The organism is Rhizobium leguminosarum, assembly GCF_002953715.1.
Lineage (GTDB): Bacteria > Pseudomonadota > Alphaproteobacteria > Rhizobiales > Rhizobiaceae > Rhizobium > Rhizobium leguminosarum_V.
Genome location: NZ_CP025012.1, coordinates 3,001,005 through 3,020,831, shown reverse-complemented (window position 1 = coordinate 3,020,831; position 19,827 = coordinate 3,001,005). Strand labels below are relative to the sequence as shown.

The 19,827-nt window shown below is 59.6% G+C and carries 27 protein-coding genes and 1 tRNA gene; 16 read left to right on the top strand and 12 right to left on the bottom strand.

Annotated elements, in window-relative coordinates; genetic code table 11:
• Nucleotides 1-116: 116 nt before the first annotated feature.
• A complete protein-coding gene (locus CUJ84_RS15290; protein ID WP_012758369.1) occupies nt 117-362 on the bottom strand; it encodes a DUF6894 family protein in 246 nt (81 codons plus the stop codon).
• Nucleotides 363-495: 133 nt separating this feature from the next.
• Here CUJ84_RS15290 and CUJ84_RS15285 point away from each other — a divergent pair, with 133 nt between their 5' ends.
• The 7 genes from CUJ84_RS15285 to CUJ84_RS15250 all read left to right on the top strand — a co-directional run bounded on the left by CUJ84_RS15285 (nt 496) and on the right by CUJ84_RS15250 (nt 5,337).
• Nucleotides 496-1,215, top strand: coding sequence for a Crp/Fnr family transcriptional regulator (locus tag CUJ84_RS15285; RefSeq protein ID WP_105006832.1), 720 nt, complete (start codon nt 496-498; stop codon nt 1,213-1,215).
• Between the two features lie 147 nt (nt 1,216-1,362).
• Entirely contained in the window at nt 1,363-2,583 is a 1,221-nt protein-coding gene (locus CUJ84_RS15280) for an MFS transporter (protein ID WP_105006831.1), read from the top strand.
• A gap of 3 nt (nt 2,584-2,586) precedes the next feature.
• Nucleotides 2,587-3,258, top strand: a complete 672-nt coding sequence (locus CUJ84_RS15275) for a DUF922 domain-containing Zn-dependent protease (RefSeq protein WP_199788713.1) — start codon at nt 2,587-2,589, stop codon at nt 3,256-3,258.
• A 116-nt stretch (nt 3,259-3,374) separates the two neighbouring features.
• Entirely contained in the window at nt 3,375-3,728 is a 354-nt protein-coding gene (locus CUJ84_RS15270) for a DUF1428 domain-containing protein (protein WP_105006829.1), read from the top strand.
• A 135-nt stretch (nt 3,729-3,863) separates the two neighbouring features.
• Nucleotides 3,864-4,286, top strand: a complete 423-nt coding sequence (locus CUJ84_RS15265; RefSeq protein ID WP_105006828.1) for a secondary thiamine-phosphate synthase enzyme YjbQ — start codon at nt 3,864-3,866, stop codon at nt 4,284-4,286.
• 208 nt (nt 4,287-4,494) lie between these two features.
• On the top strand, nt 4,495-4,800 hold the full coding sequence (locus tag CUJ84_RS15255; RefSeq protein WP_105006826.1) for a hypothetical protein: 306 nt from the start codon (nt 4,495-4,497) through the stop codon (nt 4,798-4,800).
• A gap of 177 nt (nt 4,801-4,977) precedes the next feature.
• Entirely contained in the window at nt 4,978-5,337 is a 360-nt protein-coding gene (locus CUJ84_RS15250) for a hypothetical protein (protein ID WP_105006825.1), read from the top strand.
• Between the two features lie 639 nt (nt 5,338-5,976).
• Here the strand turns inward: CUJ84_RS15250 and CUJ84_RS15245 are convergent.
• The gene (locus tag CUJ84_RS15245) at nt 5,977-6,717 is read right to left on the bottom strand and encodes an SIMPL domain-containing protein (protein ID WP_105006824.1); all 741 of its coding nucleotides are present in this window, start codon (nt 6,715-6,717) and stop codon (nt 5,977-5,979) included.
• Nucleotides 6,718-6,914: 197 nt separating this feature from the next.
• On the opposite strand from CUJ84_RS15245, the gene CUJ84_RS15240 reads away from it, so the two are divergent.
• Entirely contained in the window at nt 6,915-7,361 is a 447-nt protein-coding gene (locus CUJ84_RS15240) for a GNAT family N-acetyltransferase (protein ID WP_105006823.1), read from the top strand.
• A 100-nt stretch (nt 7,362-7,461) separates the two neighbouring features.
• Here CUJ84_RS15240 and CUJ84_RS38335 read toward each other — a convergent pair whose 3' ends face one another.
• Nucleotides 7,462-7,608, bottom strand: coding sequence for a hypothetical protein (locus CUJ84_RS38335; RefSeq protein WP_003561157.1), 147 nt, complete (start codon nt 7,606-7,608; stop codon nt 7,462-7,464).
• Nucleotides 7,609-7,862: 254 nt separating this feature from the next.
• On the opposite strand from CUJ84_RS38335, the gene CUJ84_RS15235 reads away from it, so the two are divergent.
• Nucleotides 7,863-8,054 (top strand): hypothetical protein, encoded by a 192-nt coding sequence (locus CUJ84_RS15235; protein WP_105006822.1) that lies wholly within the window; start codon nt 7,863-7,865, stop codon nt 8,052-8,054.
• A gap of 102 nt (nt 8,055-8,156) precedes the next feature.
• Here the strand turns inward: CUJ84_RS15235 and CUJ84_RS38795 are convergent, their stop codons facing one another.
• Nucleotides 8,157-8,351, bottom strand: coding sequence for a hypothetical protein (locus tag CUJ84_RS38795; protein ID WP_105006821.1), 195 nt, complete (start codon nt 8,349-8,351; stop codon nt 8,157-8,159).
• Nucleotides 8,352-9,185: 834 nt separating this feature from the next.
• Here CUJ84_RS38795 and CUJ84_RS15225 point away from each other — a divergent pair.
• Nucleotides 9,186-9,503, top strand: a complete 318-nt coding sequence (locus CUJ84_RS15225) for a hypothetical protein (protein WP_105006820.1) — start codon at nt 9,186-9,188, stop codon at nt 9,501-9,503.
• A 62-nt stretch (nt 9,504-9,565) separates the two neighbouring features.
• On the opposite strand, the gene CUJ84_RS37970 is transcribed toward CUJ84_RS15225, so the two are convergent.
• Both CUJ84_RS37970 and CUJ84_RS15215 read right to left on the bottom strand, forming a co-directional pair.
• The gene (locus CUJ84_RS37970; RefSeq protein ID WP_158686936.1) at nt 9,566-10,078 is read right to left on the bottom strand and encodes a hypothetical protein; all 513 of its coding nucleotides are present in this window, start codon (nt 10,076-10,078) and stop codon (nt 9,566-9,568) included.
• Nucleotides 10,079-10,534: 456 nt separating this feature from the next.
• Nucleotides 10,535-10,610 (bottom strand) — tRNA-Ile (locus CUJ84_RS15215).
• A 199-nt stretch (nt 10,611-10,809) separates the two neighbouring features.
• Here CUJ84_RS15215 and CUJ84_RS15210 point away from each other — a divergent pair.
• A complete protein-coding gene (locus CUJ84_RS15210; protein ID WP_105006818.1) occupies nt 10,810-11,178 on the top strand; it encodes a response regulator in 369 nt (122 codons plus the stop codon).
• 122 nt (nt 11,179-11,300) lie between these two features.
• On the opposite strand, the gene CUJ84_RS15205 is transcribed toward CUJ84_RS15210, so the two are convergent.
• The 3 genes from CUJ84_RS15205 to CUJ84_RS15195 all read right to left on the bottom strand — a co-directional run bounded on the left by CUJ84_RS15205 (nt 11,301) and on the right by CUJ84_RS15195 (nt 13,183).
• Nucleotides 11,301-11,504, bottom strand: coding sequence for a hypothetical protein (locus tag CUJ84_RS15205; RefSeq protein ID WP_012758356.1), 204 nt, complete (start codon nt 11,502-11,504; stop codon nt 11,301-11,303).
• Complete coding sequence (locus tag CUJ84_RS15200) at nt 11,501-12,166, bottom strand: acyl-homoserine-lactone synthase (protein WP_105006817.1); 666 nt, start codon at nt 12,164-12,166, stop codon at nt 11,501-11,503. Before CUJ84_RS15200 ends, CUJ84_RS15205 begins: the two co-directional genes overlap by 4 nt.
• A 291-nt stretch (nt 12,167-12,457) precedes the next feature.
• Nucleotides 12,458-13,183, bottom strand: a complete 726-nt coding sequence (locus CUJ84_RS15195) for a LuxR family transcriptional regulator (protein WP_027683682.1) — start codon at nt 13,181-13,183, stop codon at nt 12,458-12,460.
• Nucleotides 13,184-13,306: 123 nt separating this feature from the next.
• On the opposite strand from CUJ84_RS15195, the gene CUJ84_RS15190 reads away from it, so the two are divergent.
• The gene (locus CUJ84_RS15190; RefSeq protein ID WP_003541553.1) at nt 13,307-13,501 is read left to right on the top strand and encodes a hypothetical protein; all 195 of its coding nucleotides are present in this window, start codon (nt 13,307-13,309) and stop codon (nt 13,499-13,501) included.
• Nucleotides 13,502-13,840: 339 nt separating this feature from the next.
• Nucleotides 13,841-15,766, top strand: coding sequence for a DUF5054 domain-containing protein (locus tag CUJ84_RS15185; RefSeq protein WP_105006816.1), 1,926 nt, complete (start codon nt 13,841-13,843; stop codon nt 15,764-15,766).
• Nucleotides 15,767-15,863: 97 nt separating this feature from the next.
• Here CUJ84_RS15185 and CUJ84_RS15180 read toward each other — a convergent pair whose 3' ends face one another.
• Both CUJ84_RS15180 and CUJ84_RS15175 read right to left on the bottom strand, forming a co-directional pair.
• On the bottom strand, nt 15,864-16,103 hold the full coding sequence (locus CUJ84_RS15180) for a DUF2934 domain-containing protein (protein WP_105006815.1): 240 nt from the start codon (nt 16,101-16,103) through the stop codon (nt 15,864-15,866).
• 24 nt (nt 16,104-16,127) lie between these two features.
• Nucleotides 16,128-16,334 (bottom strand): hypothetical protein, encoded by a 207-nt coding sequence (locus CUJ84_RS15175; protein WP_105006814.1) that lies wholly within the window; start codon nt 16,332-16,334, stop codon nt 16,128-16,130.
• 354 nt (nt 16,335-16,688) lie between these two features.
• On the opposite strand from CUJ84_RS15175, the gene CUJ84_RS15170 reads away from it, so the two are divergent.
• Both CUJ84_RS15170 and CUJ84_RS15165 read left to right on the top strand, forming a co-directional pair.
• Complete coding sequence (locus tag CUJ84_RS15170; protein ID WP_018446599.1) at nt 16,689-17,072, top strand: hypothetical protein; 384 nt, start codon at nt 16,689-16,691, stop codon at nt 17,070-17,072.
• A gap of 199 nt (nt 17,073-17,271) precedes the next feature.
• Nucleotides 17,272-17,685: a DUF4174 domain-containing protein gene (locus tag CUJ84_RS15165; protein WP_105006813.1), complete on the top strand. Its 414-nt coding sequence runs from the start codon at nt 17,272-17,274 to the stop codon at nt 17,683-17,685.
• A gap of 63 nt (nt 17,686-17,748) precedes the next feature.
• Here CUJ84_RS15165 and CUJ84_RS15160 read toward each other — a convergent pair whose 3' ends face one another.
• Nucleotides 17,749-18,459 carry a GntR family transcriptional regulator gene (locus CUJ84_RS15160; RefSeq protein ID WP_027683687.1) on the bottom strand — a complete coding sequence of 237 codons (711 nt, stop codon included), beginning with the start codon at nt 18,457-18,459 and terminating at the stop codon, nt 17,749-17,751.
• Nucleotides 18,460-18,726: 267 nt separating this feature from the next.
• Here CUJ84_RS15160 and CUJ84_RS15155 point away from each other — a divergent pair, with 267 nt between their 5' ends.
• Nucleotides 18,727-19,815: an ABC transporter ATP-binding protein gene (locus CUJ84_RS15155; RefSeq protein ID WP_105006812.1), complete on the top strand. Its 1,089-nt coding sequence runs from the start codon at nt 18,727-18,729 to the stop codon at nt 19,813-19,815.
• The last annotated feature ends 12 nt before the right edge of the window (nt 19,816-19,827 follow it).

The window sequence follows — 19,827 nt, the reverse complement described above, 5'->3', positions numbered from 1 at the left end:
ATCAAAAGACTATGTCAAATTTAATTGCCGGCTATGAAGGCGGGTCTTAGCGTCGCGTCAATCGACCGAGTCGGATTGATGCGTAGGAGTGACCGGCAGCCCTTAAACGACGGCCGCTATCGTAAGACGTCGAGCCATTCATTGTTGAAGACGAGGCTGGCAACCGTGACTGGATCGCCGCTCTCGTCGCGAACGGTGATGGCGATCGTCATGCGATCACCCGCGGGCAGTTCGTCGCGGGCCACATCCAGCAGGATGCGGGTCAGCTCTTTTGGAATGTCTTCGCGAGATTTGAGCTCGGTACCGTGCTCGTCGCGTGTCGGACCTTCCCCATTGTGTAGATCGAAATAGTAGCGAGCCATGTTCTTTCCTGCGGGTCACAGGGAGAAATCACAGATGAAGACAATTGTTCCCGAGGCTAGGCATTGATTCTTATAGAAAATACAGGTCGCATCGAAGTGGTCAGGAACTCTTGCGATATCGGCGGGCAAGCCCGTGATTGAATCCCTGCTGCTGAATCTTGGCAGTCGCGATGTGCTGTCGGCCGAAGAGCAAAGCCATCTCAGAGCGATCATCGTCAAAGACAGGTATTTTGCTGCCGGGGAGGATCTCGTCTCCGAAGGGAGCCGACCGGGCTACAGCACGCTGCTGCTCGACGGTTTTGCGGCGCGCTACAAGGTGATGGCCGATGGCAGCCGCCAGATCACCGCGCTGCATGTCGCCGGCGATTTCGTCGATCTGCATGCTTTCCCGATCAAGAAGATGGACCACGGCATCGTCGCGCTGTCGTCCTGCCATGTCGCGTTCGCCGATCATGCCGATCTCAAGGCGATCACCGAGGGCATGCCGCATCTGACCCGGCTGCTCTGGCTCGATACGCTGGTCGATGGCGCCATCCACCGCGAGTGGATTGTCGCCATGGGCCGGCGCTCCAAGCGCGCCCACATTGCCCATCTCGTATGCGAACTCTTCGTGCGGCTGCAGGTGGTGAAACGGACGCGCGGCGCGAGTTTCCAGTTTCCGTTGACACAGATCGAGATGGCCGACGTGCTCGGCGTCTCGGTCGTCCACCTCAACAAGACCCTGCAGGCGCTGAGGCGCGAGGGCGTGTTCACCTGGGAGAACCGGACGATCACCATCGTCGACTGGGAACGGCTGCAGGAAATCGCCGAATTCGATCCTGGCTATCTCAGCATCTTCAGGGAGCCGCGCTAAGACAGGGTTAGAGGTCGAGGTATCACACAATCCGGTGACGGCGCTTCATTGCGATTGACAATTCGACCATTCGGGCAGAACACCGCCTCGACCTTCTTAAAACTCTTATAAAGGCTGGCGCGACCGCAGCCGGCCGGTGACATCGCAATGGACATATCCCAAGGACCGGGGAGCGTTCTTCGCCACCCCGGCTATCTGAACTTCGCCGCCTCCCGCGTTTTTTCCTCGCTCTCCTTCCAGTCCATTGGCATCGCCATGGGGTGGATGATCTACGACCGGACACACAGCGCCTTTGCGCTCGGCCTCGTCGGCCTCTGCCAGTTCCTGCCGATGGCGGTGCTGACCTTCGTCGTCGGCCATGTCGCCGACCGGTTCGACCGGCGGCGCATCGGGCTTGTCTGCCAGGTGATCGAGGCGGTGACGGCGCTGGTGCTGGCGATCGCCACCTGGCAGCAATGGTTGACGCCGGCCGGCATCCTTGCTGCCGTCACGGTGCTCGGCGCCGTCGTCGCCTTCGAGCGGCCGACCATGGCGGCCCTGCTGCCGAACATCGTGCCGGCCTCGATGTTGCAGAAGGCGGTCGCAACCTCGACCTCGTTGATGCAGACGGCGATGATCATCGGCCCCTCGCTCGGCGGCCTGCTTTATGGCCTCCACCTCGTCGCGCCTTTTGCTATATCCGCGCTGCTCTTTGCCGTTGCAAGCTTCAACGTCATCTCGATCCGCATGCAATGGAGCCCTGCCAAGCGCGAGCCGGTGACGCTCGCCTCGGTCTTTGCCGGCGTCTCCTTCATCCGCAGCCGGCCGGTGATGCTCGGGACGATCTCGCTCGATCTCTTCGCGGTGCTGCTCGGCGGCGCGACGGCGCTGCTGCCGATGTTCGCCAGCGATATCCTGCATGCCGGTCCACGGGGCCTCGGTTTTCTGCGCGCGGCCCCGGCGGTCGGCGCGCTCGCCATGTCGATCGTGCTTGCCCGCCGGCCACTGAGCAGCAATGTCGGGCGCAAGATGCTTGCCGCCGTCGCCGTGTTCGGCGTCGCCACCATCGTCTTCTCGCTGTCGACCAATATCGCGCTTTCCGTCGTCGCGCTGCTCGTCATCGGCGCGTCCGATACGGTGAGCGTCGTCGTGCGCAGCTCGCTGGTGCAACTGCTGACGCCGGACGAGATGCGTGGCCGCGTCAGCGCCGTCAACTCGTTGTTCATCGGCACCTCCAACCAGCTCGGCGAATTTGAATCCGGCATGATGGCGGCGGCGCTCGGGCCGGTCGCCACCGGCATCGTCGGCGGGCTCGGCACGATCGTCGTCGTGCTCCTGTGGATGCGGCTCTTCCCCGATCTCAGCAAGGTCAAGACGCTGCAGGGCTAACACATGCATGACGCGTTGAAAGCGGCTACCGCTCCCGTTAGGTTCGGCCCGAAACTTCATTCGGCGGAGCCGCGCATGACGACAAACTTTCTATCCTATGTGCTTGCGGCGGTTTTCACGTCGGTGCCGGCGGTGGCGCTGGCCGAGTGGCAGGCGGTCGAAGAGGTGCGGCCCTATTCGATATCAGGCACCTCGGGCGCCGGGCTTTATGAATCGATCGGCGAGCGTGGCCCGAAGACGGGCGGCTTCGGCCGGGCAATCGCGCATACGACGTTCAAGCTGACCTGGACCAGGAAATACGAACCGCAGGGAAATGCCTGCGTTATCGTGACCAACCGGCCGAAGCTCATCATCAGCTATACGCTGCCGAAACCTTCTGCTGCGCTGCCGGCCGCCGTGAAGAGCAGCTGGGAGGCCTTCATATCAGGTGTGCAGGCGCATGAGCGGGTGCATGGCGAGACCATCAAGGAGATGGTCAAGGAAATCGAGGCGATGAGCATCGGCCTCACCGTTGCCGACGATCCTGACTGCAAGAAGATCAGGATCGAGCTGACCCGCCGCCTTGGTGAGATCTCCCAAAGACAACGCCAGCGCGGCCGCGACTTCGACAAGATCGAAATGGGTGATGGCGGCAATATCCAGCAGCTCATCCTCAAGCTGGTCAATGGTCCCTGATCACCAGGAGGCCGATAAGCGCGCGCGGTAGCCGCTCGGCAGCAGACTGGGCCCGTTTGGCAAGTCTCCTATCTCTTCCGTGATAACCGGGCGCAGACACGCAAAGGAGGAGCGAGATGTCCTATGTCGATGGTTTCATCGTGGCGGTTCCGAAGGCGAATATCGAGGCCTACAAGGAATTCTCGACCTTCGCCGGCTCGATCTGGAAGGAATATGGCGCCCTCGAATATGTCGAATGCATCGGCGACGACGTTCCCTATGGCGAGCTGACCTCCTTTCCCCGGGCCGTGCAGGCGAAGGAGGACGAGGTGGTGGTGTTTTCCTGGATCGTCTACGGCTCGCGCCAGGAGCGTGACGATATCAATGCCAAGGTGATGGACGATCCGAGGCTCAAGGGCGACGGCTGGCAGATGCCGTTCGACGGCAAGCGGATGATCTATGGCGGCTTCGAGATGATGCTCAGACTCTGATCGCCCGCGCAAGCTTGACTTTGCCCCGGCAACCTTGACTTTGCCCCGGCAAGCTTGACTTGCCCACGCGAGCTTGACTTGCGGCAAGCAGGGCGCCAACTCGCGAGAGATTTCATCTCGAAGCGGGAGAGCGCCTTGCCCCAAACGATCCTTACCCTGGCCACACGCGGACAAGGCCTTTACGAATTCACCGATCAGGCGGAGGCTTTCGTCAACGCGTCGGGGCGGGAGGAGGGGCTTCTCACCGTCTTCGTGCGCCACACATCCTGTTCGCTGCTGATCCAGGAAAATGCCGATCCCGACGTGCGCACCGATCTTCTCTCCTTCTTCCGCCGCCTCGTGCCGCCGGCCTCCGATCCTGACATGGACTGGGTCGTACACAGGGCCGAGGGGCCAGACGACATGCCGGCGCATATCAAGGCGGCGCTGACGCAGGTCTCGATCGGCATTCCTGTTGCCAGGGGGCGGCTGATGCTTGGCACCTGGCAGGGGCTCTATCTCTACGAACATCGCGACCGGCCGCACCGGCGCGAAATCGTGCTGCATCTCAGCACCTGAAACCGGATTAATTCCAGATCCGGATGATCATCCGGATCTAAATCGAAGAAGGCGAGCATGATGTTTTCCAAAAACCGCTGACACTTTTCGGCATCATGCTTGTGAACGCAAACTGAATGCCCGGTTCGAACACCATTCATTTTGCAACGTCTACTGTCGACACAATCCCTGAAGGGAGAGCTTGGAATTCAATCGACGGAGACATCCCATGACGCATTTCCTGACCAAGGCTTCGCTTGCCGCTCTGCTCGCCCTCTGCACCATTCCTGCTACTGTTTCCACGGCGGCCGCCGCGGGGCCGCAGACGAGCTTCGTCGTCGAGGCACAATACCATCGCCCGATCCGCGGCTGCTCGCCGATGCATGCGGTGCGCAAGGCGCGTGATTTCGGCCTGCGGAGAGCCCATATCACCCGCATGTCGCCGCGCGTTGTCGTCGTCGCAGGGCGTGACCGCCGCGGCTGGGACAGGATCACCTTCGCGAATGTCCGCGGCTGCCCGCTGATCCGGCGCTGAGGACTGCGGCCGGAGGTGCCGATGCGGCGCTTCCGGTCCGTTTTTGCCTTGACGCTGACACTTTCAGCCGTCTCTTCTCTGACCTGTATGAGTGATTCCCAAATGACGCTTCGGCGTAATGCGGACTAATGGGGAGGGCGGCTTGACCGGCCCGACTTTCAAACGAAAGGTTTTTCGATGATGCAGTTTCTGGCAAAGGCGGGTCTTGCCGTCATGCTGACAGCCGGTACCCTGGCCGGCACGGTGGCCCCGGCTGCCGCCCAGTTGAATATCATTATTGGCGATCAGGACCGTGGCCCGCCGCAGGATTACCGCCGTCCGCCTCCGGGTTATGACCGTCCGCCTCCGGGCTACGGCCGCCCGTCGCGCGGCTGCAATCCGCAGCTCGCCGAAAACCTTGCTCGCGATTACGGCTTTCGTCGCGCCCGGGTCGTCGACATCACGCCGCGCCGTGTGATCGTCCAGGGTTGGACGCGTCGCGGCCAAGATGAAATGAGCTTCGGCAATGTGCGCGGCTGCCCCGCTCTGCGCCGCTAATCGTTAGAAGAAAACGCCGCCCCGTCTCCCCGATGCGGCGGCTAAGAACCGCCTTTGCCAGTCTCCCCGGATCGGCAAGGGCGGTTTTCTTTATGTGAAAGTCTTTTTTACAACGCCGCGCGTCTGGAAAGACGCGCGGCGCTCCATTTTATGAAAACCTCGCTCTTTCCCCGGCGTCATCCTCGGCCTTGTGCCACGCCTGTCTGGTTCGCGCCAATGGCTGCCCCTCACCCTAACCTACCGGGGTCGAGCCACTCGTCTCGACCCGTCCTTCGGACCCCCGTAAACGGGGCGAGGGGACGTGCCCTGTGAGAGGTGAGTGGGGAACGGAGAGGTCGCGGCATATCCCCTTCTCCCCGCAGGCGGGGAGAAGGTGGCGGCAGCCGGATGAGGGGCCGGCATCGGCGATCTCTTAGGCCGAGGAGTCGAATATGACATTGAACCCCTGCTGAAATCGAGTTGAATCAATATCATGTGCCCGGTTTAAATTTTTTAACCGGACAGCATCGGCGTTTGTGCCGAGGATTTGCTGCCTATCAACCGGAGGCAGGGGCACAAGCCCGAGCATGACGAAGGTCATTGGCCGAATTTGTCAGCAGTTTGAGCCGCGCGCCTGAAAAGATGCGCGGCGCTTTCATTTTACTGCTCGATCGCGAAGGTCACGGTGACGCTGACATTGTAATTGTTCTCGCCGCCCTGGACGGGAACGGCAGCGTCGGAGGCCTCCTTCATCATCGTGGCGCGATAGACCGGCTGCGGCATCGCGCGCGGCACATTCTCGTTGATCTCGAGAATGCGGCCGAGCTTGACGCCGGCGGCTTCGCTCAGCGTCTTTGCCCTCTTGACGGCATCGGCGACCGCGGCCTTGCGTGCCTCTTCGATCACGGCGTCCGGCTTGTCGTTGGTGAACTGGATATCGGCACCCTGGTTGATGCCGAGGCTGACGGACTGGTCGATCACCGCGCCGAGCTTGGCAAGATCGCGCAGCCTGACGGTGACCGAATTGATGGTCTGGTAACCGATCAGCTGCGGCTGCTGCTGTTGGCCATCGACCGGCTGCGGATAATTGTATTGCGGCTGGATGGAAAATCCGGAGGTCTGGAGGTCGCGCTCGGCGATGCCGCCGCTCTTCAGCGCGGCAAGCACGTCGTTCATCGCCTTGTTGTTCTCATCGAGCGCTTCGCGGGCGGTTTTCGCCTGTTTGACGACGGCGAGATTGACGATGGCCATATCGGGAGCGGCGGACGATTCGCCATCGCCGGTCACCGAAATCACTGGCTCGCGCGGCTTCATCTCCTGCGCGAAGGCGGGCGCTGCGGCGGCGAGCGGCAGCGCCAAAAGGGCGGTTATCAGGACTGTTCTGGTATAGATCGGCGCCATGCTTTCATTCCTTGGTTGTCGTTTCCCGGAAGAGCTTTCTGTCGGTTGATTGTGAAGCTATTGCGGCGGAAAAGACAGGCGCATGTGTCGCGAGAAAAAAATGTCAGGGATGCCTGCATCGGAGCTTGAACCTGGAGGACGCCCGCCGACCCTTAAGAGCCGAAACGGCTGGACCGGAACCGACGGCTCGCTATCATATGGCGACCATCGACGACGAGGAAGCAATGTTCGAAACACTCGATCCCGTCCCGTCCGAGATCGCCACCGCGATTTCCGACGGCCTGAACGCCTTCAACGAGAGCGCTGAGATCAGACGCGAGGCTTTTGCCATCGTTTGGCGGGAGGACGGAGGGCTTATCGCCGGAATAACGGCGTCCGTTTCCTTCTCGGTTCTTTTCATCGGCAATCTGTGGGTCGCAAAATCGCTGCGGCTGAGCGGCATCGGCACGAAATTGATGGCGGCGGCCGAAGAAGAAGGGCGCCGCCGCGCCGCGGTCGCGGCCTGCGTCGACACGCTCTCGACCCAGGCCCCGGATTTTTACCCGAAGCTCGGATATGTCGAATTCGGCAGGATCAGCGGGCATGCGGGAGGCCTGCCCGTCGACCGGATCTGGTTCCGCAAGGAATTTTCCGCCGCAACTTGATCAGAAGCCGCTGGCGGCTTCCCATCAGATATCAACTGAAATGACATTGGAGGACGTAATCGCAGGAGCAGACGAGTCTGTTGACTCGCCAATTGTCCTACTAGGCGCCGAAATCGTCCATGAAGGACGGATGGATGGCGGGCTTGCGCTCTTCGCGTGCGTCGCGAATGCGCTGGGGAACCGCACCGAGACCAGCGACGAAGCGGGTCAGGAGATTGCGGTTGAAAAGTTTATGTATGGCACTCATGGCAGTTCACTCATTCTTTTTTTTGTTAGCCGGCAGCATATATTTTGCCCAGGCTGCCGTAACAATGGGCAATTTAGCATGACAGTTATGCGACAGTGCATGGCTGGAGAGCGGCCGGCCTAAAAGATGATCACATTGACGTTAGAACGAGCCGCCGAGGGCGGCCGGGCGCTATAAATCCTCGTCGGTATTCGCCGTGGGTGGTAGATTGCCCGCTTGGGGTAAAACCATGCCCCTCCGAAGGAGAAGCTCAGATGAACCGATTTTTCGCATTTATCGCGACCGGAACGCTGATCAGCCTTGCCGCGATCACTTCGGCCTGCACATCGTCCGGAAGCCTCGACCAGACGTCGTCGATCGGCGGCGGTTATTATGAGCGTCAGCCGCTTAATCCGGCGTGTGGGGGTGGGTTCAGGCCGAGCGATGGGCGTTCTTGTAGCTATTAGAAATGTGCGCCGATTGGGCATGATGCCGCCGGACGAAGTCGTGTGCTACTGGCCATCGCCGTAGCGGGCTATCGCGGCAATCAGACTTCTAATTTTCCAGCGCTAATAGCTGCACGGACGATCATTGCCGAATCCATCGCGGCAGGCAGGCCGGAGGTCAAAGTCAGCGCTCCGAGCGGTATACCCGACCGAACCCGTTTGCATCGAGGCGTTTGGGCTCGTGGTGCAGGCCGATGCCGAAATGGCAATGACGAAGACGGCTGTTATGGCTGCCGATAGTTTGTGAGTTTGAAGCATCTCCCCACCCTACTGTCCAAAGTGTCTGAATAATTCTGGCAAGTAGGGCCGATGAGGCATCCCGATAACTGTCGTTGTCGATCAAGATTTTGTTATTGGCTGAAAACCCGTTCGCCAGCGATCGCTGCCACGATCAAGGTTGCCTCGGCCACACCTACAGATGTCGTTTGTTTGGACAACGGCGATATAGGGAGCCGCAACCTGTCGAAGGGGTCCCATTCACCCGATTGACTGCAGATCTGGAGTGGTTGGAGGCTCGGTGCGGTCATGAATCCAGAGCGAAGGTTAAGCCCGATCGGCGAACATCCGCCATCTTCGCCAGCAGCTTGCATTGGCAGAAGGCGCCTTGAGGCGCGGATGCCAGATCCGGCGCGCACCGGGTCAGGTCGCATTGAAACGCTTGGGTTTCACGGCAAAAAACAGCAAGCGGCAACGAACAGGGCTTTGGAAAACAAGGCAGAAGTCCTGTCGCAAGTCCTTCCAACCAGGAGAGAACTTAAGTTTATAGGGAGAACAACCTGCGACAGGGAAATTCGGCTTCTGCGCTGGACCTATCAAATTGACATATTCAGTTGCCGGCGGAAAAGGTGTCGCCGCTGCCGAGTTGATTATACAAGGTTAGAACGATGCCTGACGAGAAGCCCATCGAGTCGCCAATATTAAATTACGCGGCCGATCACTTAGTTACAAAAACAATGAATGGAGGGCGAAGCGGTGCAGTTCATGTGTACACACTAGATGAAGCCACCTCGAAGTTTGATTATTTCGCCAGACGGTTCGAGCAGGTATTTTCCGGTCTAAAATGGGATTTGCCAATCGAACGAGGAAGCGTCGGTGGCGCCAGGGGTCAAAATCTATCAGACGACAACGACGCCTGTCACAACGTCGAACGACAATTTCGCAACCACGATCGGGCAAACTGCCGATGCCACGGTCACGCCGAAGATCACGACAATTAATGATGCAGTGCGCGCCGGTGGAATAGCCAATCTTGATGGCTATTACGATGTTTCGGATGTCGTCAGCACGGCACGGAATTCCGGAATTTGGAGGTGCCCTGTCGGTTACACACCCATGACCAGCAGCGGCGGTTTGCATCCGCTACAGGCCGGTTACAAATACGTGAGAGACAGCGGGGTGTTCGCGGCCTAAGTCGGAGATTGGTTTCCGAAGATCTTGCTTACTTTCGCTGCAACGGCGTGGCTCGCCTGAGTTCACAGACTGTCGGCAGTATCGCCGGCAACGTCGTTAATTATATCTAACAATGTTTGCCGCATGTCCCATGCAATGGAGAGAAACTGCGTAGCGGTTAGGCCTCGTCCGAACTCGATCATTCCCAACTGTGAGGGCCAAATCCTGTGCAATCCGAGCTGGTGGCAGTCTTCATCTAGGCCCGGATAGGTGGCTTGGTCTTGTCCTGGTAAACGCACAACAATCAATCCAACGGTGCCAAAATGGATCCTCGTAAACAAAAATCTGTCGTCGAGCTTATCCTCTTCGAACTGCACCCAGCCGCCGGTGTGGTACCAATCGGCCTCCTCGTTGCTTCGAAGTCGAGCCATATAGATTCGCCAGTCTGGAGGCGGTTTGCTGAAGCTTTTTCCCTTGAATGGCATCGCCTGCCGATCCTGGTCGGTAGCCATGGCAAGCTTCGGATCATAGAATTCGATTACCATCGTGAACATGGTCGCCCAAATCGCGATGATTTCCTGCACCGTCTGAGACATTGTCCTAATGCTCGAATAGGGCTTTAAGTGCGCGCTTGCAGAATTTTGAATGCGAGACATCCACCCATTGTTGCAGCATTCGCAGACAACTTCGATTTTCTGTACCGTCGGAGCACCCCTGAGTCGCGCGTTGATTTTCCAGGGTTCACTTCCCCGGGTCGCAAACACAGTGTGTGTGTGGGCTTTGAGCAGGTATGGCTGGAGCCACTTAGGCCAGTAGTCTTCTTTCGAGTTGGCGTAGCGAATGTCGCAGAAGATGCACTTTGAGACTGGCCTTTGGATCTTTCGCATCTAATCCACTTGGAGGTGTCGGCGTTTGCGTTACGCCGGAAGGCAAGTGATTTCAAAGCCGGCTCGACGGCGCTTTGAGACGACTTTTGAAATAATCAGAAATTCCGGATTTACGTGTCAAAATTCCGGAATTTCGCGTCCGGCTACAATTGATTTCAAACGAAATGGTGGGCCCGGAGGGACTCGAACCCCCAACCAAGCGGTTATGAGCCGCCGGCTCTAACCATTGAGCTACAGGCCCTTGGCGCCGGTAGCGGCACCGCGATGCCGGGGCAATGGTTCCCACAGCATCGGTTTCGCTCTAACGCAAATCCGCGGGAGCCACAAGCGGTGAGCGCAAGCATCTGTGGACGATGCATATTTCGTGGGCAGCCACTGGAACCTTCTCGCGCGGGCTACACTTATCCAATTCACATTCCGCATGAAGAGGGCGATCGCAGATGGTGGCTTCGAACAGTGCCGTGGTGCTCATCGTGGAGGACGAACCGCTGATCCGGTTCAATATCCTCGATGTGCTGGAGGAGGTCGGCCATGTGGCGCTGGAGGCGGCGAATGCCGACGAGGCTCTGGTGGTGCTGAAGGGGCGGCAGGATGTCGATATCCTGTTCACCGACGTCAACATGGCCGGGTCGATGGACGGTCTCCAGCTTGCCAAGCGGGTGAGGGCGATGCGGCCGAACATCGGCATCATCATCACCTCGGGCATGGTGCGGCTCGATCCGATGGCGCTGCCCGCCAATACCGCCTTCCTGCCGAAGCCCTACATGCACGACGCACTGATTTCGACCATCAATTCCCTGATGACGTAACGGCAATACCCTGACGACAGGACAGGGGCGCGCAGCCGCAAAACGGGGACTGTTTTTGCGGCTGCGCGCGAGGCGCCGGGAGACATGCTCGTCTTCAGGCGGGGCGGAGGGGAACCACACCCTCAGCTGAAGCTGCTCCTCAGCGCCTCGTTCTCATGATGGGCCTTCTTCTCGTAGATCGTGAACAGCGCCATCGAGAGGAGATAGGAGAGGAACGGATCCCCTATCTGCGTGGCGATGTCGCGGGATGCGAGAACATGGCGCTCCAGCGCGCCGATATCCTTCTGAATTGCGGTCTGCGTGGCGGTTTCAGCGAGGCGGTTCATGCTGCCATCTCCAGGAATTGGGTCACGACCGAGCGAACCGGCACGTGCCTGACATAAAGGGATAGGGTGAGGCCGAGGGCGGCGCGCATCTTGCGCAGCACTCGGTCCGATACTTCGAAGGCGCCGCAGCAGACGGGATATTTGCCGTAACCGTCCGCACGGCCGAGTTCTTCCACCTCGGCGCCGGCGCGCTTGTAGACGCGCTTGAGATAGGGCTCGTAGTTGGAAATCATCGTATGGATGCCGTGATCGATCGCGCATTCGCAAAGCGCAAGCAGCATCATGGAGAAGGCGCGGCCGGCGTCGATATCGGGGAAATCCTTGGCGATCGCCTCCTCGTCGATGCACATGCGCGTGCCTTCCCAGATGCCGGGGGCGATAAGACTGGCCGCATCGGGAAACGTCTCACGGAAGACGTCGTAGAGAAGGGTCGGGCCCGTCGTCGGCATCAGGCGCATGCCGCCATAAAGACGGGTGCGGCTGTCGTTGCACCAGACGAGATAGGCGGGGGCGAGCGAATCGTAGCTGTCACGTTCGTAAGGGCCGATGACAGGAACATCCCAACCGAGCGTATCGGCGAAGACCTTCTTGCGCAGGCGAAACATCTGGTCAAGTACGGCAGCGTATTTCTGATACTCATGTGCCTGAATGATAACGAACATTTTGCCCTCCAGCGTTTTCAAGTTCGTGAGAGGCAGAATGGTTCAGGCGGACCGGATCGGAAATTCCCTCAGATGGGCCCCCTCAGATGAGGGGATCAGAGCATGTCGCGCAAAAGTGTGCAGCGGTTTTGCGATAACGACATGCGTCAAAACAAAGAACTCAAGCGCGAGCCGCGAATCTGAAAGATCGCAACGCGCTTTAGAGCGCCGTGCGTCCATTTGGACGCACAAAGGACGCTCCAACACTTTGCCTGCTTTCCGAAAATCGATGCAGATTTTCGGGCCGATGCGCTAGGGATTGATGATGCGCAATTGCACGGCCCGCGAGGCGGCGGCCGAGATCGTGGCACAGCCGAGCTTGAAGCGGGCAGTCTTCAGATAATCGCGCGTGGTGTGCTCGGATATGCCCAGGATCACCGAAATATCCTTGTAGTCCTTGCCGAGGGCCGTCCAGTGCAGACACTCGATCTCGCGCGGCGACAATGACGGCACGGGATCGTTCTCGCCATGCAGCTCGTAGACGGCCTTGCGGTGGACGAGATGGGCGATCTCGATCCATTCGTTGCGGCAGCGGCGGACGAGTTCGGTCCATTGCTCGACCGGTATGCGGGCGTTCAGCGACAGGAGGGCGCGGCGCTGCGCCTTGTCGGCGACGGGAATGGAGTAGCCATTGCCGCCGATACCGTGTTTCTGAGCGTCGACCAGCATGGCATAGGCCTCCGGCGTCGGCTCGACCTCGCTCCAGTCGAAGGGCAGCTGGCGTTCGAAGCCCTGTTTGACGATCGGATCGACCTTCACATAGCTGTTCAGCAGGTAGCGGGAGACCCAGGCATCCGGGTAGGTGGTGCGCACGAAGGGCGAATCGATCTTGCTCGCGATCGTCTGGGCGAGATGGTAGGTGACGAAATCGAGGCCATATTCCGCCTGGAGAATGCGGATGGCGGCGTCCACGTTGGCCGCAGCCTTGATCTGTTCGAAAGCGGACTCGAACTTTTCGCTGTAGGTATTTTCAATCATTTCCACTGCCCCAATCCCCTCAATCCTACCGCGAGGGCCGTCACAAATACAAGGCATCCCCACATATGCGGGGAATGACAATCCGGGCCCCATCTGCTAGCGCCTGTCATGAGGAGACCTCATATGGACAGCAAGAGACCATTCGAGATTGCCGAATGCCAACAGGCGGCCAAGGGCCTGAAATCCAGCTGGCAGGATATGGCAGGCTCCGAAGCGCTGATCCGAGCGCTCGTTGCCGAACGCAACGGCGACACGCCGCTGGCGCTGTTCTGGACCGAGGTTCACCGGGCGCTCTGCCAGGAAACCAACGCCTTCTGACAATCAGCCTTGCGGAAGAACGGCTCAGGCTTTTCTCCTTGGCTAAACAGCGCACCACCCGGGCGCGGCAGCAAGGAAGTCCCGCCGCCTTTCTATATAACTATCGATGAACACGTCTTCATTCTTGTCGCGATTCGCTTCTACGATGAAAGCGTCGGACCATAGCGTTTTCGGATATACGGTTAATAAACCCGCACTATTTCATCGATTTGTGCCAAAACGGGTTGACGAAGAATTTGCGGCAGGAGCAATGGTGTTTGTGGAAACGGTTACACTCCTCACCTGTGCCGCCACTGGCTGCAGAATGTTTCGACTGTCATCACCGATGCGTGGAATGGAATGACTGAAAAGCGCGTGCATCTGGTCTTCAAGACCCATCTCGATATCGGCTTTACCGACCATGCCGAGAAGGTCCGCCGGCAATATCACGAGCGCTTCATTCCGCAGGCGATCGAAACGGCCAGGCATTTTCATGCCGAAAATCCCGACGAGCCGAAATTCATCTGGACGACGGGCGCCTGGCTGATCTGGGACCATCTGAATTCGCGCTCGGCGGGAGAGGTGGCAGCGCTGGAACAGGCGATCGAGCGCGGGTTGATCCGCTGGCACGGCCTGCCGTTCACCACGCATACCGAGCTGATGTCGCCTGACCTTTTCCGGGCCGGGCTTTCCTATTCGCAGGAGCTCGACCGGCGCTTCGGCAAGACGACGATCGCGGCGAAGATGACCGATGTGCCCGGCCATACGCTCGGCATGGTGCCGCTGCTTTCCGAGGCGGGAATCCGCTTCCTGCATCTCGGCGTCAATACGGCCTCACCGCCGCCTGATGTGCCCGACATTTTCCGCTGGCGGGCGCCTGGCGGCGAGGAGGTGGTCGTCATGTACCAGCGCTCCTATGGCGAGACCTGTTTCCCCGACGGTTTCGAGGACGGGCTGAGCTTTGCCCATACCAACGACAATATGGGGCCGCAGAGCGTGCCGCAGACGGCCGAGGCCTATCGCGAATTACGCGCGCGCGAGCCGGATGCGGTCATCCGCGCGGCGACGCTCGAGGATTACGGTGCCATTCTCTGGAGCGAGCGTGAGCGCTTCCCCGTTGTCGAGCTGGAACTCGGCGACAGCTGGATCCATGGCAGCGGCAGCGATCCGGTGAAGACGGCGCGGTTCCTCGCGCTGCAGCGGCTCTACGACCGTTTCGCGACGGATGGGCTCGACGCGCGCCGCCTCGCCTTTGGGCGCGGACTGGCGATGGTGGCCGAGCATACCTGCGGCGTCGATATCAAATCCTATCTGCGCGACGACAAGGCGTGGTCGCGGGCCGATTTCGAGGCCGCACGCCGATCCGATTATCGCTTTGCCTATACCGAAGCCTCGTGGGACGAGCAGCGGGCCTATCTCGACCAGGCGGTCGCGGAGCTCGATGAGACGGACCGGAAGGCGGCCCAGGCCGTGCTTGCCGAATTCGCCGCGCCTGCGGTGGTCAAGGGCGGTGAGCGGGAGCTCCGCTTGCAGGCCGGTGGCTGGTCGATCGCGCTCGACGGCGCGAGCGGCGATGTCGCCGAAATTACCTCGCCTTCCGGCAGGACGATCTCCGGCCGCGACGGCGCACTGATCGCCTATCGATACGAGAGCTACGATGCCGGCGACGTTATCAGGCACATGGAAACCTACCTGACCCATCGCCAGGAATGGGCGGTGCTCGACCATGACAAGCCGGGGCTTGCCCGGTCAGGGGCGGCACTTTCGAAGGTTTTTCTGCCGGCGCTGGAAGCGACTGATGAGGCGGGCATTCTTCTGTCGATGCCGTCCGAAGCCGTGGAGACATATGGCGCGCCGCCGCATGTGATGCTGCATTTCACTGCCGAGGGCGATCGCCTCGACCTGCGCCTGACCTTGCTTGACAAGCCGGCCAACCGCATGCCGGAGGCAAGCTTCCTCTCCTTCACGCCTGATCGTGCCGCGGACTGGAATTTCCGCAAGATGGGCCTCTGGCATCGATCGGGGGATATTGCGACGAGTGGCGGCGGACAATTGCAGGCGGTGACATCGGCACGCGGCGATCTTGCCGATGGTCCGCTGACGATCGAAACCTTCGATGCGCCACTCGTTGCACCGCAAAGCTCAGATTTCATGACGTTTTGCAGGACGCTGCCGGATTTCACCGCCGGCATCCGCTTCAATCTGCACAACAATAAATGGGGAACCAATTTCCCGATGTGGTGGCAGGGAGATTTTCAAGCGCGCTTCCGGCTGAGGCTCGACTGAGTCAGTCCTGGCGGGGGATTGAGTGATGCGATCCCGCAGTAATTGAGTCGCTCGACCCGGTACGGATTGAGCCGTCCGGGCCGATGCAAGAAGGGGTTCAGCCGACGCTTGCCGATTGGCCATTCCAGCTGGCGGGCGGCGCTTCGGGCCGCTGCGGCTTCGGGCGAAATTTCACCAGCACCTCGCGGCCGTCGGAAGAGGCCTTCGTGCGCTCCAGCGCATCGCGTTCGGCAACCGCCTGGCGCCAGTGTTCGTCGTCGCGGCCATGAGGGCGGCCCCGTTCCTCCCAGATCGCGTAAGCTCTTTTGTTGATCCATTCGTGGCGTCTGGCGCTCATTGTCCATTCCATTCGTCAAAAGTGTTATTCGGCAATTTTGTCCTGCATAACCGGCGGCCGGCGTTTGGCTGCCATCAGCAGGTCGAGTTCGATCGAGGAGGGTCCGAAACGGGTGAAAAGACTTTCGGCCTGATCGCCGTGCAGGCCATATTTGGAGGCGAATTCGTCAAGGCTATAGGGGCGGCCGCGCAGGATTCTGCTTCGGCGCTCCGGTTCATGGATTTGCGTCATTGGTGATAACCCCAGACTGTTTTGCGAATGTGAGAACAAAACAAATTACAGAGACAAAAGTTCCGTGAATTTTCAGGGTTTTTTCGCCTCGTCGTGCCATTCCGGGGCGATCTCAAGCGGGTGGCATAGATTTTTAAGGTTGATGGTGTCCGAGAAAAATTCGACTAAAAAATGCAGAAATATCAGGGCTTTATAAAATCGGCTTTCGCGACGTCGGATAAATGACTTTATCCCCGGCACGTTACTCTATAGAATCAATCGTGTTATTCGGTCCGCAGGGGCAATATTCGTTCCCCGCGTAGATGCCGACCGATACCGGAGGACTTGGCTTCAATCCAACAAGAGGAGACAGACATGATGAATGCACTGCCGCCACTTCATAACGGCCACGCGCCGTTTACCCTCCAGCAGCTGTTTCGCGAAGCGCTCTATGCCTTTGAGGAATGGGACAGCGAATTGACCGAGCCGATCGTGACCCACGAAGGAAGGGTCATTCCAATCAGCTTCGTTTTCGAAGCCATGCGCGAATGCACCGACATCGTGCCGATGAACATTGTCGGCGCCGTCACTGAACGGCTGACCAAGCCGTGGGAGGGCGAAGGCCCGCTCGACCAGATGACCTTCTCGACGGCGGCGCGCGTCATGCGCGTGCTGGTGCGCAAGCGCCTTCTCGCCACCGGTGCCGTGGATCTCGTTGCCGTTTCGGCCCACGCGTCCGAAGACCAGAGCCGCGACTGACAAGGATGAGGATCGCGGCCATGGCTGCGATCCTTTTCTGCTTCCTGGCGGAACCTCACCCATTCCCAACCGTTTAATTCGGCAGCACGGCCCGCCGCTACAGCGCAGCTGTGGCACTTTGAATTGCCGCATAATTTTATCCTCAAATCGATCCCGATCTAAGGAGTTATGCAGTCGTGACGGGCGAGGAATAAGTACCATGCTAAAATCCATCGTTCAGGAAATCATCGGCACACCCAGGCGTGAGCCTGACCTTCCGCAATCGCTCGAGCAGTTTCGCGACAAGAAGCGGGTGCTGATCATCTTCGCCGATGCCCAAGACGACCGTGCACTCGTTCAGGACGAATGGCTGCGCAAGGCGCATATGCGCCTCATCGAAGAAGACGTCGAAGTGTTCAGCATTGCCGGCGGCGGCGCGTTTACGCTGTTCGACGATGACTGGGAACTCGATGCCGACGATATTCGCGAGCGGCTGCAGGGGCCGCCGTCCGGCGAGTTCGGGTTGATCCTGATCGGACGCGACGGAACCGTGAAGCTGCGCTCGAGCGAGCCAATGACCGCGGAGGATATCTTCGCGGCTTTCGAGTTGCTGCCGAAGAAGACGCCTTGGTAGTGTTTCGAGATTCGGTTTGAAGCGGGGCGCGGTGAAGCAGCCGCGCCCCGCGTCTTCGCATGTTCAGAGTTCGAAGGCTTCCTTGAGGCCGAGGCTCTTGCGTTCGCGCAGGTCGAGATCGGCCTCGATATGGGCGATGTGATGCAGCATCAGCTGGCAGGCGCGGTCGAGTTCGTTGGCTTCGATCGCCGAGATGATGTCACCATGTTCGGAATGGCCGCAGCTCGATGCGGTCGACTGGCCGTAAAGCGCAATCACCAGGGAGGAGCGGGCGACGAGTTCCTCCATAAAGCGCTGCATGATTGAGTTTCCCGATATGGCCGCCAGCATCAGGTGGAAATCGCCCGATGCCTTGATTTCGGCGCGGCGCGCCGTCTGGCCGCGCTCGCTCATCAGGCGGCCTTCTTCCAGCAAAAGCTGCCTCAGATGCGCGATGTCATCCGGCGTAATCCGCGCCGCGGCCTCGCGCAATATGCCGGGTTCGACCAGGCGGCGGGCGGAAAAGATCTGGCGAGCTTCTTCGGGCGAGGGATAGGCGACGAAAGCGCCACGGTTCTTCTCGACGCTGACTAGGCCTTCATAAGACAGCGCCTGCAGGGCGGCACGCGCTAGCGTGCGGCTGACGTTGAAGAGATTGCCGACATCGCTCTCCGAAAGCTTGGTGCCGGGCGAGAGCCTGCGCTCGACAATCGCTTCGCGAATGGCATCGCGGATCTGTTGCGCGCCTGTTTCGGCGGAGTCTTCGGCTTGCTGAGCCTTGGCGGCGGATTTCATGAAAATCGATTTCCTGATGACGAGAAACCATATCCGTGTTCGCGGCAAAAGTTAAACGGAATTTGTGCCCGAAATGACGGCAATATTGTATACGATTTTCTGCACAAATTGCGCACGATAGCCTAAATCATGTGCAGATACCCTTGTGCCTATAATTTGCTCTCGCAAGTTCGGTAGCGACAAAATCTTTAATTCGCAATGGCTTGGTGCGAGCAGCGGAATTTGGCACGGCAGATGCATTGTCTTTTCCGAACAGGGGAAGGCATGATGTCGAAAGCGGCAGAGATCGATATAGTATCCGTTTCGAAGGTCTATGGCGCGACGACGGCGGTCCATGCGATCAGCCTGAAGATTCCGGCCGGCTCCTATTGCTGCTTCCTCGGCCCGTCGGGCTGCGGCAAGACCTCGACGCTACGCATGATTGCCGGCCACGAGAGCATTTCGTCGGGCGATATCAGGCTCGGCAATGTCGTCGTCACCGATTTTCCGCCGGCCAGGCGCGGCACGGCGATGATGTTTCAGTCCTACGCGCTTTTCCCGCATCTCGATTTGATCGACAACGTCGCCTTCAGCCTGAAGATGAAGGGTGTCGATAAGCAAGAGCGGCAGGCCAAGGCGCTCGAGATGCTGAAGCTGATGCAGATGGAGGCCTATGCCAACCGGCGTCCGGCCCAGCTTTCCGGCGGCCAGCAGCAACGCGTGGCGCTGGCGCGCGCGCTGATTACCGATCCCGAAGCGCTGCTGCTCGACGAGCCGCTGTCGGCGCTCGATCCGTTCCTGAAGATCCGCATGCGCGCCGAACTCAAGAAGCTGCAGAAGTCGCTCGGCATCACGTTCGTGCACGTGACCCATAGCCAGGAAGAGGCGATGGCGCTCGCCGACGTCATCGTCATCATGAATGACGGCCGGATCGAGCAGGCGGCCGCCCCGCGCGAGGTCTTCGAGCGGCCGGCGACCGCCTTCGTCGCCCGATTCATGGGCGACCACAATGTGCTGTCCGGCCGGGTGACATCAAGCGAGAACGGCGTGCTCGTCATGACCGTGCCTGAGGGGCAGAGCTTTTCCGTGCGCGGGACGGGCAGGGAAGTCGGCGAGCCCGTCGATATCGGTATCCGCACCGACCGCGTCCGCCTGCAGGTGGCGACCGAATGGACGCTCGGCTTCGACGGCATCGTCTCCAACATCGAATATCGCGGCTCTTCCGTGAAGATCACCGTTATCGGCGCCGGCAGCGACGACTTCACCGTCATTGCCGACGACGGCGACTATTTCGCCCGGCCGGTTGCCGTCGGCGACACCGTCTCGCTCAGCTGGGCGCTCGACGATGCCGTGCTTCTCGGCCGCACTTCCGCGTGAGCCATTACCATC